Below are 15,500 nucleotides of genomic sequence, written 5' to 3' on the forward strand. Positions count from 1 at the left end.
CGTCGGCTTGGATCGTTTCCAATAGTCAGACAAAATAATCGGGACGGAAGCGGCGATGAAATCCACCTGGATGGCGGCAAGTTTCGCCATGGCTTTCCTGGCAACGGTCCCCGCGCACGCCGCCGAGCCCGCAACCAAGGTCACCATCGACGCCGCCAAACCCGGCGCGATCATCAACCGCAATATACTCGGACAATTCTCAGAACACCTTGGCCGAGGCGTCTACGAAGGCATCTGGGTCGGGACGGACTCGAAGATCCCCAACACCCGCGGCATCCGCAACGACGTCGTGGCGGCGCTGAAGGCGATCAAGGTTCCGAACGTGCGCTGGCCGGGCGGCTGTTTCGCCGACGAGTACCATTGGAAAAAAGGCATCGGCAAAGACCGCCCGACGACGATCAATTCCAGCTGGGGCGGCGTCACCGAGCCCAACACCTTTGGCACCCACGAGTTCATGGACTTCGTCGACCAGATCGGGGCCGACGCCTACATCTCGATCAATGTCGGCTCGGGCACGCCGCAGGAAAGCTCCGAGTGGCTGGAATACATGACCACCGACCTGCCGACGGAGCTGGGTCAGCTGCGCGCGGCCAACGGTCATCCCAAACCCTACAAGGTCTCGATCCTGGGCCTGGGCAATGAGAGCTGGGGCTGCGGCGGCGCGATGACGGCGGCCGAATATGTCCACGAGATGCGGCGCTACGCCAACTTCTCCAAGAGTTTCAACCCAGCCCAGAAGGACCCGAAATCAGGCCAGAAGATGCTGAAGATCGCCGTTGGCCCCGACCGCGACGACTACGGCTGGACCGAGACGGTGATGCAGGCCGCGGTCAAGACGGCGTGGAACTGGAGCATCGATGGCGTCTCGCTGCACAGCTACACCTGGCCCAAGAAGTCTGAGCGAGCGACGGGCTTCGACGCCCACCAATATGCCGAGCTGCTGAAGTCCACCCTGTGGATGGAGGAGCTGGTCACCAAGCATTCCGCGATCATGGACAAGCATGACCCGGAGAAGAAGGTCGGCCTGTATGTCGACGAGTGGGGGACCTGGTTCAAGGAAGAGGAGGGCGCGGCCAAGTCGTCGCTGTACCAGCAGAGCAGTCAGCGCGACGCGATCGTCGCGGCCCTGAACCTCAACATCTTCGCCCGCCACGCCGACCGGGTGCGCGGCGCCAACATCGCCCAGACGATCAACGTCCTGCAGGCGATGATCCTGACCGACGGCGACAAGATGCTGCTGACGCCGACCTACCATGTGTTCCGGATGTATGCGCCGTTCCAGGACGCCCGCGTCGTGCCGCTGGCCTATGAGGCCGGGGCCTACAAGGAGGGCGAGATCGCGCTCCCGCGCCTGGACGCCATGGGCGCGATCGGCAAGGACGGCAAGCTGTGGCTGTCGTTCACGAACCTCGATCCGCGCCAGCCGCTGACCATCACCCCGACGGTGGCTGGCTACACCTTCAAGGGCGCGACCGGCGACACCCTGGCCGGCGACGACATGGGCGCCTTCAACACCTTCGCCGCCCCCGCGCGGGTCAAGCCGCAGCCAGCGGTGATCAAGGCCGGCGGCGTTCTGGAGTTGCCGCCGCACTCGGTGACGGTGATCGGCCTGGATCCGGTGAAGTAGGAGCAAAGACGATGAAACGCCTGCTGAACGCGGCCGTCGCCGCCATCGCCCTGCTGGCCGCGAGCGCGCCGGCCTTCGCCGCCCCCAAGACGCTGGAGCTGGTCGACAAGCTGACCGGTCGCGCCGCCGCCGTCCCGGCCGCCAAGGCCCAGACCAGCTACCTCTTCGTCTATTTCAAGGACGAGACCCACGCGGTCTATTTCGCCACCTCGTTGGACGGTTACACCTTCACCGACGTCAACGGCGGCGAGCCGATCTTCACCGGCGCGCAGCTGGCCGACCAGAAGGGCGTGCGCGACCCCTATATCCTGCGCGGGCCAGACGGCGCCTTCTACCTGGCCATGACCGACCTGCACATCTACGCCCAGCGCGAGGGCTTGCGAACCACCCAGTGGGAGCGTCCGCAGGCCGAATGGGGCTGGGGCAACAACAAGAACCTGATCCTGATGAAGTCGTACGACCTCATCCACTGGACCCACGCCCGCGTGGCGCCCGACGACCTGTTCGACGAGGTGAAGGACCTCAGCGCCGCCTGGGCCCCGGAGCTGATCTGGGATCCGGCGGTCGGCAAGCTGATGGTCTACTACACCACCCGCGTCCACAACGACCCGGCCTACCTGGTCTATTCCTACGCCGACACGGCCTTCACCACCTTGACCACGGCGCCCAAGCGGCTGTTCGACTATCCGACCAAGGGCAAGGCCGCGATCGACGCCGACATCACCAAGGTTGGGGGCAAGTACCGGATGTTCTACGTCACTGACGAAGCGCCGGGGAACATCCGCCAGGCCGTCTCGGACCACCTGACCGGCGGCTACGCCTTCGATCCCACCAAGGTCGACCCTGAGACCGTCCATGCCGAGGCCCCCAACGTCTGGCGTCGCCACGGGACCGACAAATACGTGCTGATGTACGACGCCTTCGGGGCCAAGCCGAAGAACAACATGGGCTTCTCGGAGACGACGGATTTCGTCCACTTCAAGAACCTGGGCCGCTTCAACGAGCCGGACTCGCCGATGAAGGCGACCAACTTCGCCAATCCCAAGCACGGCGCGGTCATTCCGATCACGCCGGCGGAGGCGGAGCGGCTGAAGGGGTATTTCGTCGGGAAGTGACGAGCGGATCATGCACCATCTTCTGCGACTCACGCGGAGGGTGGAAAAAGCGCCATGCTCCTAGAAGACGCATTCCTGAAGAACCTCCATGTCGGACTGCCCCGGCAGGATCGCATGGCGCTTGAAGCGATCGGTTTCGCATTCGAGGCGCTTGGCTACGCGTACGATCGCCTGAGAGAGCATGGGCTTGCGCTCGCGGAGCACCCGCCGGAACAGATGAGGGCGTTCAATCTCACGCCTCTGTTCGTGAACGCCTGGGCTATCGTCGACCACGCGCACTTGGCCCGCAAACTGATCGGCTCGTTGAAGGCCGGCGAGGCGCTATCGGCCTATGTGACCGAGACGGAGGTCGCCACCCGGCTGCGGAACAAGCTGCATCACATCCGGGAGAATCTAGGAAACCTGGCGTCCAAGGAGGGAGGACCACCACTCTTTGGGGCGTTGACCCTGCACGTCGTTCAGGATGGCGATATTCAGCAACTGGAAGGCGGGGAGCCCCGGCTTCTGGGTTGGAGGCAGCTCGTTGTGAATGCCGGGCGTCCGATCTCAATGATGCACAAACTGGCCGATGGGGGCGGAGAGGGCGTCAGAATCGAAGTTCCGATTGGCCGTTTCCTGCTCGAGGCCTTCGATGTTCAGGTGAACCTCAGCGAGTTGGTCTTTTCGGCCCAGCGCGCCGTGCACCACTTCGATACCAAGGTGAAATCGCAAGTGGAGACGTCTGTTCGGGCGGCGGCCCTCGCAGCCGGAAAAGACCCTGAGGAAGAGTTGAAGAATACGGGAATCTCGATGGTCTGGGATATGAAGGTCCGCGCCACTGAAGAGGCTCCGGACATGGATCCTCACTCCGGCGACTAGTTTCGCATCGCGCGCCTAAGGATGAGGTTAGCCCTACCGCTCCTCGTCGAACCGGTTCTCGACCAGCTCGCACAGCGCTTCGAGCGCCGCCTGGGCCTCTGGGCCCTCGGCGGTGATGTCGATCGTCGAGCCGATGCCGGCGGCCAGCATCATCAGGCCCATGATCGAGCGGGCGTCGACGGACGAGCCTTCGCGGCTGACCGTCACCTCGGCGTCGAAACCGGACGCCATCTTCACGAACTTGGCCGAGGCCCGCGCGTGCAAGCCGCGCTCATTGACGATCTCGACCGTTCTGGACGTCATGCCTGCTACTTTTCCCCAGCCAGCACGTAGGAGGCCACGGAGATGTACTTGCGTCCAGCCTCCTGGGCGTGGGCGACGCAGGCTTGCAGGGTCTCGCGCTGGCGCACGCTGGCCAGCTTGATCAGCATGGGCAGGTTCAGGCCGGCGATGACCTCGGCCTTGGTCTGCTCCATGACCGAAATGGCCAGGTTGCTGGGCGTGCCGCCGAACATGTCGGTCAGCAGGATGACGCCCTCGCCGTCGACATCGACTTCGGCGCAGGCCTTCAAGATATCCGAGCGGCGACGTTCCATGTCGTCTTCGGGACCGATGCAGATCGCCTTCACGGCGGCCTGCGGCCCTACGACATGTTCCATGGCGGAGACGAACTCTTCCGCCAGACGCCCGTGCGTCACGATCACGAGCCCGATCATGCCTTGTGTCTCAAACGGGATCCCCATTCCCCTTCGCGACGGGAGAGCGTCGCGCGGGCGGCCTTGATACGCCCGTTAGGATGCGACTCCAAGAGACTGCATCATGCGGTCGATTTTCAAGGGCGCGGCGGGTTCTCGCGGCCACAGGTCGAAGGTGGGGATGGAAACGCCCGCGATCGACGTGAACCGGGGATCGGGCAGTCGCTCGACCGCTTCGAGCGTCTCGACGCAGCGGATGACCAGGGCGATCTGGCAAAAGTCCAGGGCAGGGGCGCGTACGATGCCCAGCCCGCGGATTTCCAGCAGGCCGGCCAGGGCCTCGTGCGGTTTGCCCCAGGCGCGGCCGGCGCTGGCGAAGGTCACGACCCGGTCGTCGGCCACCAGGCGAAAGCCGGTTTCGAGGGCGCGCAAGGCCAGGTCGCTCTTGCCGACGCCCGACGGTCCCTGGATCAGGACGCCGCGCCAGAAGCCGTCCTGGCGGCGGGCGATCAGGCCCCCATGGAGAACCTCTGGCAGAACCTCTGGCGGCCGAATCACGCGTAGGCCTCGGGCAGCTCGACAACGAAGCGGGCGCCGACGATCGCGCCGGTCGCGTCCGTGCGATTCTCGGCGTGGATCAGGCCGCCGTGGGCCTCGACGATCTGGCGAGCGATGGACAGGCCCAGGCCCGAATTGCCGCCGAACGCCCGGCCCTTGGGGCGTGAGGTGTAGAAGCGCTCGAAGATGGTCTCGAGATTGTCGGGCGGAATGCCCGGACCGTCGTCGTCGAGGATCACCGCAACCGTCGTCTTGCCGCGCGGGCGGATCAGGAAGACGCGCACCTCGCCGTCGTCGGGACTGAACGAGCGGGCGTTGTCGATCAGGTTGCGGAACACCTGGCCGATCGGGGTCTCGCGCGCCAGAATCAAGGGTGTCTTCTGGGAGGCCTCGATCGCCAGCTTGACCCGTACGCTGCCGGGCGCGGGGCCGGGGCGCAGCTGGGCCTCGTAGAGGGCGGCCACCTCGACCAGCAGCTTGCTCAGGTCCAGCGCCTTGGGATGCTCGCGCGACAGCTCCGCATCCAGGCGCGAGGCGTTGGAGATGTCGGTGACCAGGCGGTCCAGACGGTTGACGTCGTTCTGCAGGATGGCCAGCAGTCGCGCACGGGCGGCGGGGTCGGTGACCAGGTCCAGGGTCTCGATGGCCGAGCGAATTGAGGTCAGGGGGTTCTTGATCTCGTGGGCCACGTCGGCGGCGAAGCGCTCGATGGCGTCCATGCGCTCGGACAACGAGTGGGTCATGTCCTCCAGCGAGCGCGACAGGTCGCCGACCTCGTCACGGCGCTCGGACAGGTCGGGCAGCGAGATGGCGCGCGCCCCTTGCAGGCGGACATGGTCGGCGGCGCGGGCCAGGCGCAGTACCGGCACGGCCACCAGGCGGTGCAGCAGCACGCTGGACAGCACGATGGCGACCATGGCCACCAGGATGAACGGTAGGAGGGCCTTACGCTCGGCCGAGATGATCTCGTCGATGTCGCCGGCCTCCAGGGTCAGAACGCCCAGGATGGCGCGGACGTGCTGGATCGGGATCGACACCGACACCACCCGCTCGCCGTCCTCGGCCACCCGGACGCCGGCGGCGATGTGGCCTCGGCGGGCCTGGGCGATCTCGTTGGTCAGGTCCTGATGCGCCCGCTCGGCGCGAGCCTGCGCGGCGGGGCTGAGATGCGGGGGGCTGGTCTTCTCGCCGGGCTTGCGGGCCGGCGGCAGCACCTTCCAGTCGACGCGGTCGGCCACCACGAACGAGTCGGCCAGCACCTTGCCGTCGGCGTCGAACAGCCGGGCCCGCTGGCCGCGCGGAATGAACAGCAGCTGCATCAGCTGGCTGGCCGCCGAGGGATCCAGCATCGGCTCGGGATCGCCGATCGTGGCGGCCTGGTCGATGACCTTGGCGATCAGCTGGCCCTGGGTGGTCAGGCTGTCGATCCGCGCGTTGATCAGGCCGCTGCGCAGCTCGTTTAGCACCAAGGCCCCGACGATCACGATCGCCAGGGCCAGTACGTTCAGGGTGATGATCAGCCGTCCCAGCCGCGACCCGCGCGGCCAGGTGAAGCGCTTCCGGCGTTCCGGAGGAGCCTCGGGCGCGGGCTCAGGCTTCGCGGTAACGGTAGCCAACGCCGTACAGGGTCTCGATGGAGTCGAATTCCGAATCGACCTGACGGAACTTCTTGCGCATGCGCTTGATGTGGCTGTCGATCGTGCGGTCGTCGACATAGACCTGATCGTCGTAGGCGGCGTCCATCAGGTTGTCGCGGCTCTTCACGAAGCCCGGACGCTGGGCCAGGGCCTGCAGCAGCAGGAATTCGGTGACGGTCAGACGCACGGGGCGGCCGTCCCACAGGCTGTCGTGGCGCGCGGGGTCCAGGGTCAGCTTGCCGCGCTTCATGACCTTGGAGCCGGCGGCCCCGGCCGCGGCGGTTCCGCCGACCTCTTCCTCCTCCGGACGGGCGCGGCGCAGCACGGCCTTCACCCGCTCCAGCAGCAGGCGCTGGCTGAACGGCTTGTGCATGTAGTCGTCGGCGCCGAGGTTGAAGCCCAGGATCTCGTCGATCTCGTCGTCCTTGGACGTCAGCATGATCACCGGGATCTCGGACGTCTGGCGCAGGCGGCGCAGCACTTCCATGCCGTCCATGCGCGGCATCTTCACGTCCAGGATCACCAGGTCCGGCGGGCTGGCCTCGACGGCTTCCAGGCCGGAAGCCCCGTCATAATAGGCCTTCACCGCGTGGCCGTGGCTTTCCAGCGCCAGCGAGACCGAGGCGACGATGTTCTCGTCATCGTCAATGAGGGTGATGGCGGCCATTTGAGTCGATCTAGTCCTTCGCCTTCTCAATCAAGTCGATCTTATCCATCGACTGGATCAGCTTCAACGCGTGGCGCGGTAAAGCTTTCCATCGGTTCTGTTCGGCCTTTGCGGCCCGAGGAAGGCGCCATTTGTCGGAAAAACGGCGCCTCAACCTCACCTTAAGGTCTTGAGACCCATAGTGGGGCTTCCTGGGGGAGTGGGTTCCCGGAGCAATCGGCACATGAGCCAAGTCCATTACGAGCTTTTTGTCCGGCGGAAAGTCGGCGCGCAGTGGACGCTCGAGATCGCCTCGGAAAACCGCGCGCATGCGCTGCAGGTCGCCGAGGACGTCCTTGAGCAGGGCCGCGCCGTCGCCGTCCGCGTCAGCAAGGAAACCCTCGACAACGCCACCGGCGAATACAAGTCGATCGCCATCTTCACCAAGGGCATGGTCGACGGCGGCAAGCCGAAGAAGGAAGTCGAGGAGCGCGATCCGCTGTGCGTGCAGCCGGCCGACCTCTACACCGCCCACGCCCGTGACCGGATCGGCCGCCTGCTGGAAGGCTTCCTGAACCGGCACAAGGCCACCCCGTTCGAACTGCTGCACCGCCCCGACCTGGTTGAAAAGCTCGAAGCGTCCGGCACCGACCTGCAGCACGCGCTGCAGAAGATCGCCATTCCGGAAGCCGAGGCGCGCGGCCAGTCCGTGCACGAGGTCATCCGCCACTTCCAGGGTCTGGTCGAGCGCACGATCGCCAACCTGACCAAGGCCTTCAAGAAGGGCGCGCTGCCCGACCTCGACAAGGAAGGCTTCGCCAAAGCCGCCGAGCGCCTGGTCGCCGATCCGGACCGCGCCTTCCTGCTGGGGGCCGGCGTCGCCGCCTCGATCGCCGTGGCCACCAACTGGAGCGACAAGATCGCTCGCCTGCTGGACCTGGCCGACGCCGCGCCGGAAGAGCCGCGCGCCCGCGCCGCCGCCCTGGCCGCCATCGAGCAGCCGCTGTCCGAGATCATCGGCTCGCGGGCCGGCATGGGCGACCTGCTGGCGACCACCAACGAAGACCTGGGCGCCACCCTGGCGGCCATGACCCGCCTGACCGGCGGTGTCGCGGTCGAGGCCCTGATCAAGATCGAGAACAGCGTCCGCCACGTCATGCCCGAGCTGTCGGGCACCGCCCGTCGCCTGGGCGAATGGCTGTCGCGCGACGAGTTCCCCAGCGTGCGCAAGGCGATTGCTCAGCGCGTGCTCACCGAGCTGAACGGCGTGCGCCGCCTCAAGCCCAGCGACGCCGAGCAGGAGATCGAATACCTGCGCGCCCTGGCCATGAGCCTGACCGCCGCCGCGGGCCGCATCCTCCAGGCCGAGGACATCCAGAACGCCTTCACCACCCGTTCCAAGACCCTGCTGAACGGCGACTTCATCGACTCGCTGCTGGGCCGCGACCGCTCGGCCCACGAAGAGATCAAGATGCTGATCCGCCTAGCCGAAAACGTCATGGGCGCGGTCAACAAGCGCAATGCGGGCCGCTGGCTGAACGCCAATATCAGCGCCATGCGCTTCGAGAAGGAAATGCGCGCAGGCCCCGACTCGCCGGTCGCCAAGCTCGGCCACCTGGCCGGTCTGCAGCGCCAGCTCACCCGCTCGGGCCTGGTCCGCGAGGACTACGAGCCGCTCTGCGCCAAGCTGGGCGACATCGGCGCCCTGGTCGAGGCCGACACCCGCCTGCTGACCATGCTGGTCCGCGCCCCCGCCCCGCTGCCGCACCGCCTGCAACTCCTGGCCAAGTTGGCCATGGGCGAGGCGGGTCCGAGTGGTCCGGTGGCCGAGAAGGCGCGGATGGAAGCGCTGAAACTGGCGCGGGATCCGAGCTCGAGGGAACAGTTGGCCGGATCGCCCCAGACGATGGACCTGATCAAGACGCTGGTGGGACAGGCGGCCTAAGGGCCGCGCTGACTAGATCCCCAGTATGGTCCGATAGGTCGGGTGCACCACGTCCGCATGTTCGGGATGTTTCTGCAGGTAGCCCGCGAAGAACGGGCAAACCGGCAGGACGAGCAGGCCGCGATCCTTGGCGTCGGCGAGCACGTGTTTGGCGAGGCGGCTGGCGAGCCCTTTTCCTTCCAGCCTTTCGGGCACCAAGGTCTCGGTGATCATCAAACTGCCGGGGGACAGGTTGTAGGTCACCACCGCAAGCTCGCCGTCGACAGGCAGCTCGTAGCGATGCATCTCGGCGTGGTCACGGATCTCGGGGTCGGACATGGCGAGTCTCTGGGCTTTCTGAGTGAAGGCCTGTTTGGGCTTTGACGCGCAAGCGATCAAGCGTTTGGGGCCCGCCTGGCTTCGACCGGGTTTGACTCTTCCCCGACGGCGCCCGGTAGGGTCATTCCTATCGGTCGCTAAGGACCGTTCGGAGAGACCGCCATGGCCGTGTTCACCGTGCTCTATCCCGCCGTCGACGGGGCGAAGTTCGATCTCGACTATTACGAGACGACCCACATTCCGCTGGCCAAGGAAGCCTTCGCGGAAACGGGGCTGGAGAGCGTCCAGGTGCTCAAAGGCTTGGCCGCGCCGGGCGGTGGTCCCGCGCCCTATGTGGCGATCGCCCTCCTGACCTTCCGCGACGCGGCGGCCTTGCAGGCGTCGTTGGCCGGGCCGCGTGGACCCGAGGTGATGGCCGACGTCGCCAACTTCACCGACATCCAGCCGGTCGCGCAGATCAGCGAGGCGCGTTAGCCCAGGATCGCGGCGAGCGCGTCGACCACGCGCTCGACGTCGCCGTCGGTCATGGCCGGGTACAGCGGCAGGGTCAGGCAGCGGGCGTACCAGGCGTCCGCGCCGGGCAGGTCGGCCAGGCCCTGGCGGTTCACGTAGTAGGGCTGGCGGTGCACCGGGATGTAGTGGACCTGCGTCCCGATCCCCTGGCTCTTGAGGCTGTCGACCACCGTGCGGCGGCTCAGGCCCTCGGCCTCGAAGTCGATCAGCACGGTCAGCAGGTGCAGGGCCGGATCGGAATGCGCCGGGCTCGACGTCAGCCGCACGCGCGGCGCGCGCTGCGCCAGCAGTTTGGCGTACAGCGCCGTCAGTTCACGCCGGCGGGCGACGAAACGATCCAGCTTGGCCAGCTGCGACAGGCCCAGCGCGCAGAGCACGTCCGGGATGCGGTAGTTGAAGCCCAGCTCCGGCATCTCATACCACCACGGATCGCCGCCGGGCTGGCGGACCATGCCGTGTGAGCGCAGCAGGCGGGCCTTGGCCGCGAGCTCGGCGTCGTTGGTGGTCAGCATGCCGCCTTCGCCGGTGGCCAGCGTCTTGACCGGATGGAACGAGAAGCTGGCGAAGCTGGAATAGGCGCCGTCGCCGACGGGATGAGCCACGCCGCCGAACGTACCGATCGAGCCCAGCGCATGGGGCGCGTCCTCGACCAGCACCGCGCCGGAGGCCGAGGCCATGGCCTTCAGCGCCGGCAGGTCGCAGACATCACCGCGCAGGTGCACGGGCAGCACGGCCTTGACCCGCTTGCCCTTGATGCCGTTCAGCGCCTTGCCCAGCGTGTCGGGGGTCATCAGGCCGCTGTCGGGATCGACATCGGCGAACACCACCTCGGACCCGACGTAGCGGGCGCAGTTGGCGGTGGCCAGGAAGGTCACCGACGGCGCGACGCAGACATCGCCCTCGCCGACGCCCAGGGCCATCATCGCCAGGTGCAGGGTCGCCGTGCCGTTTGAGACGGCGATGGCATGCTGCGCGCCGACCCTGGCGGCGAAAGCGGTCTCGAAGGCCTCGACCGTGGGGCCGGTGGTCAGGAAATCACCGCGCAGCGCCTCGGCGACGGCGGCGATGTCGTCGTCCTCGATCGTCTGGCGACCGTAGGGGAGGAAGCCGCTCATCGCGCGGCCTTCTCCTCCAGCATGGCCAGCAGGCCTTCGGGGCTCAGCCAGTCGTGGTTGTTGTCGCTGCTGTACGAGAAGTCTTCCGCGACGGGCTTGGCGCCATCGGCGGCCGAATAGGGCGTGCGGCCGAATTCGGCGAAGTTGGGCTCGATGGCGAAGCGGTCCTCGAACTCGACGGTCGAGCGCGAGTCGTCGGCGCTGATCATGATCTCGTGCAGCTTCTCGCCGGGGCGGATGCCGATCACCTTCATGCCGGCGTCCGGCGACATGGCCTTGACCAGGTCGGGCATGGCCATCGAGGGGATCTTGGGCACGAAGATCTCGCCGCCGCGCATCATGGTCAGCGACGACAGCACGAAGTCGACGCCTTCGTTCAGGGTGATCCAGAAGCGGGTCATGCGCGGATCGGTGACCGGCAGCTCCGTCGCGCCCTGGCTCAGCAGGCGGCGATACAGCGGCACCACGCTACCGCGCGAGCCGACGACGTTGCCGTAGCGCACGACGCAGAAGCGTGTGCCGATGTCGCCGGACAGGTTGTTGGCGGCCACGAAGGTTTTGTCCGAGGCCAGCTTGGTCGCGCCATACAGGTTGGTCGGGTTGCAGGCCTTGTCGGTCGACAGGGCCACCACCTGCTTCACGCCGTTGTTCAGGCTGGCCCAGACCACGTTCTCGGCGCCCAGCACGTTGGTGTGGATGCATTCCGACGGATTGTACTCGGCCGCCGGCACCTGCTTCAGGGCCGCGGCGTGGATGACGATGTCGACACCGCGCAGGGCCAGGGTCAGGCGCTCGCGATCCCGGACGTCGCCGAGGAAGAAGCGCAGCTTGCCGTAGGTGGCCTCGTCGAACTGCTCGCGCATTTCGAGCTGCATGTCGCTCTGCTTCAGCTCGTCGCGCGAATAGATGATGACCTTGCGCGGGTCATAGCGTCGCAGCACCGTCTCGATGAAGCGGCGACCGAATGAGCCTGTGCCGCCGGTGACCAGGATCACCTTGCCGTCCAGATCGAGCGATTTGGGAGAAAAACGACCCAAGTCCAGCCTCCTGCGACGTGTGCAGCGCTTCCAAGCGCGGCTACGAATCGTGGTTAACGCCCCTGTTTGCGCCCGCAGATGTAAAGAGGACGTCAACCACGTTGCGGTAGCAAGGCGTCATGCGCCGCACTCGCCTCCTCCCGATCGCCCTGATCGCCGCCCTCGCCGGCGGCTCCCTGGCCGCGCCGACGGTCGCCTTCGCCGGTCACGGCGGGGGAGAGGAGAAGAAGGCGCCGCCGACCTATTTCGCCCTGGACCCGATCAATGCGGTGGTCCTGCGCCGCGACGGCCGCCGGGGCGTGATGACCGTCGAGGCGGGCATCCAGGCCAAGGATCCGACCCTGATGACCCGCGCTCAGGCCTCGACGCCGCGCCTGCGGGCCGCCTTCGCCCAGGTCTTGATGGTCTATGCCGCCGGCCTGCGCGGCGGCGTCGCCCCGGACATGGATCATGTCGGCCGCGAACTGCAGAAGGCCTGCGACCAGGTGCTGGGCAAGCCCGGCGCCCGGGTCCTGATGGGCTCGGCCCTGCTCAGCTAGGTTTGGATTTCCTGCGGGCTCTGAAGAAACCCCGCAGCAGCTCTGCGCTCTCTTCCGCCAGTACGCCGCCGGTCACGTCCGGCCGCCAGTGGCAGGTCGGCTGGGCGAAGAACTTCGGGCCGTGCACGACCGCGCCGCCCTTGGGATCTTCTGCCCCGAACACCACCCGGCCGATCCGCGCATGGCTGATCGCGCCGGCGCACATGGCGCAGGGCTCCAGGGTCACGACCAGGGTGAGGTCGGTGAGGCGGTAGTTTTCCAGCTTGGCGGCGGCGGCGCGCATGACGGCGATCTCGGCGTGGGCCGTCGGGTCGTGGGCGGCGATCGGGCCGTTGCCGGCCGTGGCGATGACCTCGCCGGTCTTCGGGTCCAGGATCACCGCGCCGACCGGGGTTTCGCCGGCCTCGGCGGCGGCGCGGGCGGCGTCGAGCGCCAGCCGCATCATGGCGTGGTCTTGATCCTCGTCCTGATCAGTGCGCATTACCAAGAAAAGCCCATCGAGAGATGCGCCCAGCCCGAGAAGGACGCCGAAAATGACCAAACCTCACGATCCCCTATACGAACCGCACCTCGACGGCGAGGACGGCGATCTGGAGAACGGTCCCGGCGAACGGGTGGCCAAGGCCCTGGCGCGGGCCGGCGTGGCGTCGCGGCGCGAGGTCGAACGGCTGATCGAGGCCGGCCGCGTGGCGATCAACGGCAAGGTGCTCACCACTCCGGCGGTCAAGGTCGCGCCCGGCGACTTCCTCACCGTCGACGGCCAGCTGGTGGCCGAGCGCGAGCCGACCCGGATCTTCCGCTACCACAAGCCCACCGGGCTGATGACCACCCACAACGACCCCAAGGGCCGGCCGACGGTGTTCGGCTCGCTGCCCAAGGATCTGCCGCGCCTGATCTCGGTCGGCCGCCTGGACTTGAACTCCGAAGGCCTGCTGCTGCTGACCAATGACGGCGAGCTGTCGCGCGCCCTGGAGACGCCCAGCAACGCCTGGGTCCGCCGTTACCGCGCCCGCGCCTTCGGCGACACGACGCAGGCCAAGCTGGACAGGCTGAAGGACGGGATCACCGTCGAGGGGGTCAAGTACGGCTCCATCGAGGCCAAGATCGACAAGGCCCATGACAAGGCCGGCGGCGGCAAGAACATCTGGATCACGGTCTCGCTCTCCGAAGGCAAGAACCGCGAAGTCCGCAAGGTGCTGGAAGCCCTGGGCCTGAAGGTCAACCGCCTGATCCGCATGTCCTACGGCCCGTTCGCCCTGGGTCCGCTGGAAGCCGGTCAGATCGAGGAGGTCGGCCCCCGGGTGATCCGCGAGCTCATGGAAGGCATCATCTCCGAAGAGAACATGCCGACCGGCGATCGTCCGAAGTTCGTCGGCATCGCCGCCGCCGTGAAGGCGCCCGGCACGCCGGGTGGCGGTGATCTGCAGCGTCGGGGCGCGCCGCGCGCTGACCGCGATCTCAAGCCGGACGCGCCGGAAAAGCCCGAAAAGCCGGTCTACAAGGCCGGCTGGGCCAAGCCGAAAAAGAAGGTCTCGCCGCACGCGCCGGCGAAGGTCGCCAAAGGTCCCGCCAAGGGACCGGCCAAGGCCAAGCGCCCGACCAAGTCCATCGAGAGCAAGTTCATCGACATCGGCAAACCCGCCGTCCGAGGCAAGCCGGCGGCGGCCCGCCCGGGCGCCAAGCCCGCCGAGGGCGCGGCGCGTCGAGTGTCGGAAAAGCCGGGTCGGGCGGCCCCGCGTTCAGCGGGCAAGCCTGCGGGTGGCGCGGGCGGGCGTGGTCCTGCGCCGCGCGGTGGTCCGAAGCGCTAGGCCGCCGCAGCCGCCGAAGCGCCCGTCCAGCGTCGCAGCGCCGGCCAGCGCAGCGACAGCTCGGCCACGCCGATGAAGCCGGCCAGGATCACCAGGGCGCTGCCGATCAGCCCCGCGCGGAACTCGTGCGGGGCGTCGGGGTGGCTGGTCATCGGCCGGATCAGCAGCACGATGACGGCGTTGTTGGCCGCGTGGGCGCCGACGCCCAGCTCGATGCCGCCCAGGCGCAGGGCCATCCAGGTCAGGCCCGCGCCCATGGCCGCGCGCACCAGGAAGGCGTCGATATTGGGGTCGAAGTGGATGGCGGCGAACAGCAGGCCGTTCAGCACCATCAGCGCCACGGGATTGTGGATGTAGGCGGCGCTCTGCTTCAGCAGCCAGCCCCGGAACAGGATCTCCTCGGCGGCGGCGGCCAGCACCAGCAGGGCGACGGCCAAGGCCCCGTAGATCGCCTGCCCGGCCAGGTTGGGCGAGATACGGCCGATCGGCGGATCCATGGCCTCGCCGCCCAGGGCGGCTGCGCCGACCACGGCAGTCATGACGACGCCGACCAGCACCAGGCCGCCCAGCAGCAGGCGCCAGCGGAACGCCTGACCGGCATTGATGTAGTCGGTGATCTTGCGGTGGTGGATCGCCCCGGCCGCGAACACGAAGCCGACCGCCGCGCCCAGGTTCACGCCGGCCAGCACGGTCAGCAGGAACAGCGACTGGCGCGCGGTCGGGAAGGCCGTGGGCGAGGCCGAGAAGACGGAAAACAGGTCGCCGGCCGCCGGCGCGCCGTCCAGGCCGCTGACCACCAGCATGGCGATCAGGGTCGCGGCGATGCCGCCCAGCAGGGCTCCGACGGCCGCCGCCAGCACGCCGATCGGCACGGCGAACACGGTCCGCCAAGGGTCGCGGTCATAGGGCGACAGGTCGGCCAGGAAGCGCGACCGCCTCACCGCCCCCATCAGCTCGCCCATGCCCATTGTCGGATCGCCTCTTGCCTGTCGCGGCGACTAAGAGGGGGCGGCCACGATCTTGTAAAGCGCGCGCTTGCCGCAGGGCGCTCGGGACGGCACACATCCGGTTACCGGTTGTAAGGGGCAT

Annotated in this window: 17 protein-coding genes; 7 read left to right on the plus strand and 10 right to left on the minus strand. The window is 67.4% G+C overall.

Annotated elements, in window-relative coordinates:
- The first annotated feature begins 55 nt into the window (after positions 1-55).
- The 3 genes from AC1RRR_RS12810 to AC1RRR_RS12820 are packed head-to-tail and all read left to right on the plus strand — an operon-like array spanning position 56 to position 3,600.
- Entirely contained in the window at positions 56-1,627 is a 1,572-nt protein-coding gene (locus AC1RRR_RS12810; protein ID WP_492813591.1) for an alpha-N-arabinofuranosidase, read from the plus strand.
- Between the two features lie 11 nt (positions 1,628-1,638).
- A complete protein-coding gene (locus AC1RRR_RS12815) occupies positions 1,639-2,742 on the plus strand; it encodes a glycoside hydrolase family 43 protein (RefSeq protein ID WP_492813592.1) in 1,104 nt (367 codons plus the stop codon).
- Positions 2,743-2,796: 54 nt separating this feature from the next.
- Complete coding sequence (locus tag AC1RRR_RS12820) at positions 2,797-3,600, plus strand: hypothetical protein (RefSeq protein ID WP_492813594.1); 804 nt, start codon at positions 2,797-2,799, stop codon at positions 3,598-3,600.
- Between the two features lie 33 nt (positions 3,601-3,633).
- Here the strand turns inward: AC1RRR_RS12820 and AC1RRR_RS12825 are convergent, their stop codons facing one another.
- The 5 genes from AC1RRR_RS12825 to chvI all read right to left on the minus strand — a co-directional run bounded on the left by AC1RRR_RS12825 (position 3,634) and on the right by chvI (position 7,157).
- Positions 3,634-3,903 (minus strand): HPr family phosphocarrier protein, encoded by a 270-nt coding sequence (locus tag AC1RRR_RS12825; protein WP_492813595.1) that lies wholly within the window; start codon positions 3,901-3,903, stop codon positions 3,634-3,636.
- 5 nt (positions 3,904-3,908) lie between these two features.
- Positions 3,909-4,316: a PTS sugar transporter subunit IIA gene (locus AC1RRR_RS12830; RefSeq protein ID WP_291880350.1), complete on the minus strand. Its 408-nt coding sequence runs from the start codon at positions 4,314-4,316 to the stop codon at positions 3,909-3,911.
- 75 nt (positions 4,317-4,391) lie between these two features.
- Positions 4,392-4,853: an HPr kinase/phosphorylase gene (locus tag AC1RRR_RS12835; RefSeq protein ID WP_492813597.1), complete on the minus strand. Its 462-nt coding sequence runs from the start codon at positions 4,851-4,853 to the stop codon at positions 4,392-4,394.
- Positions 4,850-6,469 carry a two-component sensor histidine kinase ChvG gene (chvG, locus tag AC1RRR_RS12840; protein ID WP_492813599.1) on the minus strand — a complete coding sequence of 540 codons (1,620 nt, stop codon included), beginning with the start codon at positions 6,467-6,469 and terminating at the stop codon, positions 4,850-4,852. Before chvG ends, AC1RRR_RS12835 begins: the two co-directional genes overlap by 4 nt.
- Entirely contained in the window at positions 6,444-7,157 is a 714-nt protein-coding gene (chvI, locus tag AC1RRR_RS12845; RefSeq protein ID WP_492813600.1) for a two-component response regulator ChvI, read from the minus strand. The genes chvG and chvI overlap by 26 nt, the downstream gene beginning before the upstream one ends.
- Positions 7,158-7,380: 223 nt before the next feature.
- Between chvI and AC1RRR_RS12850 the strand changes: the two genes are divergently transcribed.
- Positions 7,381-9,081 (plus strand): hypothetical protein, encoded by a 1,701-nt coding sequence (locus AC1RRR_RS12850; protein WP_492813602.1) that lies wholly within the window; start codon positions 7,381-7,383, stop codon positions 9,079-9,081.
- Positions 9,082-9,093: 12 nt separating this feature from the next.
- On the opposite strand, the gene AC1RRR_RS12855 is transcribed toward AC1RRR_RS12850, so the two are convergent.
- Entirely contained in the window at positions 9,094-9,399 is a 306-nt protein-coding gene (locus AC1RRR_RS12855; RefSeq protein WP_492813603.1) for a GNAT family N-acetyltransferase, read from the minus strand.
- 162 nt (positions 9,400-9,561) lie between these two features.
- On the opposite strand from AC1RRR_RS12855, the gene AC1RRR_RS12860 reads away from it, so the two are divergent.
- The gene (locus tag AC1RRR_RS12860; protein WP_492813605.1) at positions 9,562-9,873 is read left to right on the plus strand and encodes an EthD family reductase; all 312 of its coding nucleotides are present in this window, start codon (positions 9,562-9,564) and stop codon (positions 9,871-9,873) included.
- Here AC1RRR_RS12860 and pseC read toward each other — a convergent pair.
- Both pseC and pseB read right to left on the minus strand, forming a co-directional pair.
- Entirely contained in the window at positions 9,870-11,027 is a 1,158-nt protein-coding gene (pseC, locus tag AC1RRR_RS12865; protein ID WP_492813607.1) for a UDP-4-amino-4,6-dideoxy-N-acetyl-beta-L-altrosamine transaminase, read from the minus strand. The two genes, AC1RRR_RS12860 and pseC, sit on opposite strands and share 4 nt — an antisense overlap.
- Positions 11,024-12,064, minus strand: a complete 1,041-nt coding sequence (gene pseB / locus AC1RRR_RS12870; RefSeq protein ID WP_492813608.1) for a UDP-N-acetylglucosamine 4,6-dehydratase (inverting) — start codon at positions 12,062-12,064, stop codon at positions 11,024-11,026. Before pseB ends, pseC begins: the two co-directional genes overlap by 4 nt.
- 119 nt (positions 12,065-12,183) lie before the next feature.
- On the opposite strand from pseB, the gene AC1RRR_RS12875 reads away from it, so the two are divergent.
- Positions 12,184-12,603, plus strand: a complete 420-nt coding sequence (locus AC1RRR_RS12875) for a hypothetical protein (RefSeq protein ID WP_492813610.1) — start codon at positions 12,184-12,186, stop codon at positions 12,601-12,603.
- Here the strand turns inward: AC1RRR_RS12875 and tadA are convergent.
- Positions 12,596-13,084 (minus strand): tRNA adenosine(34) deaminase TadA, encoded by a 489-nt coding sequence (tadA, locus tag AC1RRR_RS12880; RefSeq protein ID WP_492813612.1) that lies wholly within the window; start codon positions 13,082-13,084, stop codon positions 12,596-12,598. The two genes, AC1RRR_RS12875 and tadA, sit on opposite strands and share 8 nt — an antisense overlap.
- 52 nt (positions 13,085-13,136) lie before the next feature.
- Between tadA and AC1RRR_RS12885 the strand changes: the two genes are divergently transcribed.
- Complete coding sequence (locus AC1RRR_RS12885; RefSeq protein ID WP_492813614.1) at positions 13,137-14,411, plus strand: pseudouridine synthase; 1,275 nt, start codon at positions 13,137-13,139, stop codon at positions 14,409-14,411.
- Here AC1RRR_RS12885 and AC1RRR_RS12890 read toward each other — a convergent pair.
- Positions 14,408-15,379: a CPBP family intramembrane glutamic endopeptidase gene (locus AC1RRR_RS12890; RefSeq protein WP_492813616.1), complete on the minus strand. Its 972-nt coding sequence runs from the start codon at positions 15,377-15,379 to the stop codon at positions 14,408-14,410. The two genes, AC1RRR_RS12885 and AC1RRR_RS12890, sit on opposite strands and share 4 nt — an antisense overlap.
- Positions 15,380-15,500 lie beyond the last annotated feature (121 nt).

The organism is Caulobacter sp. GW821-FHT12D05, from assembly GCF_058807295.1.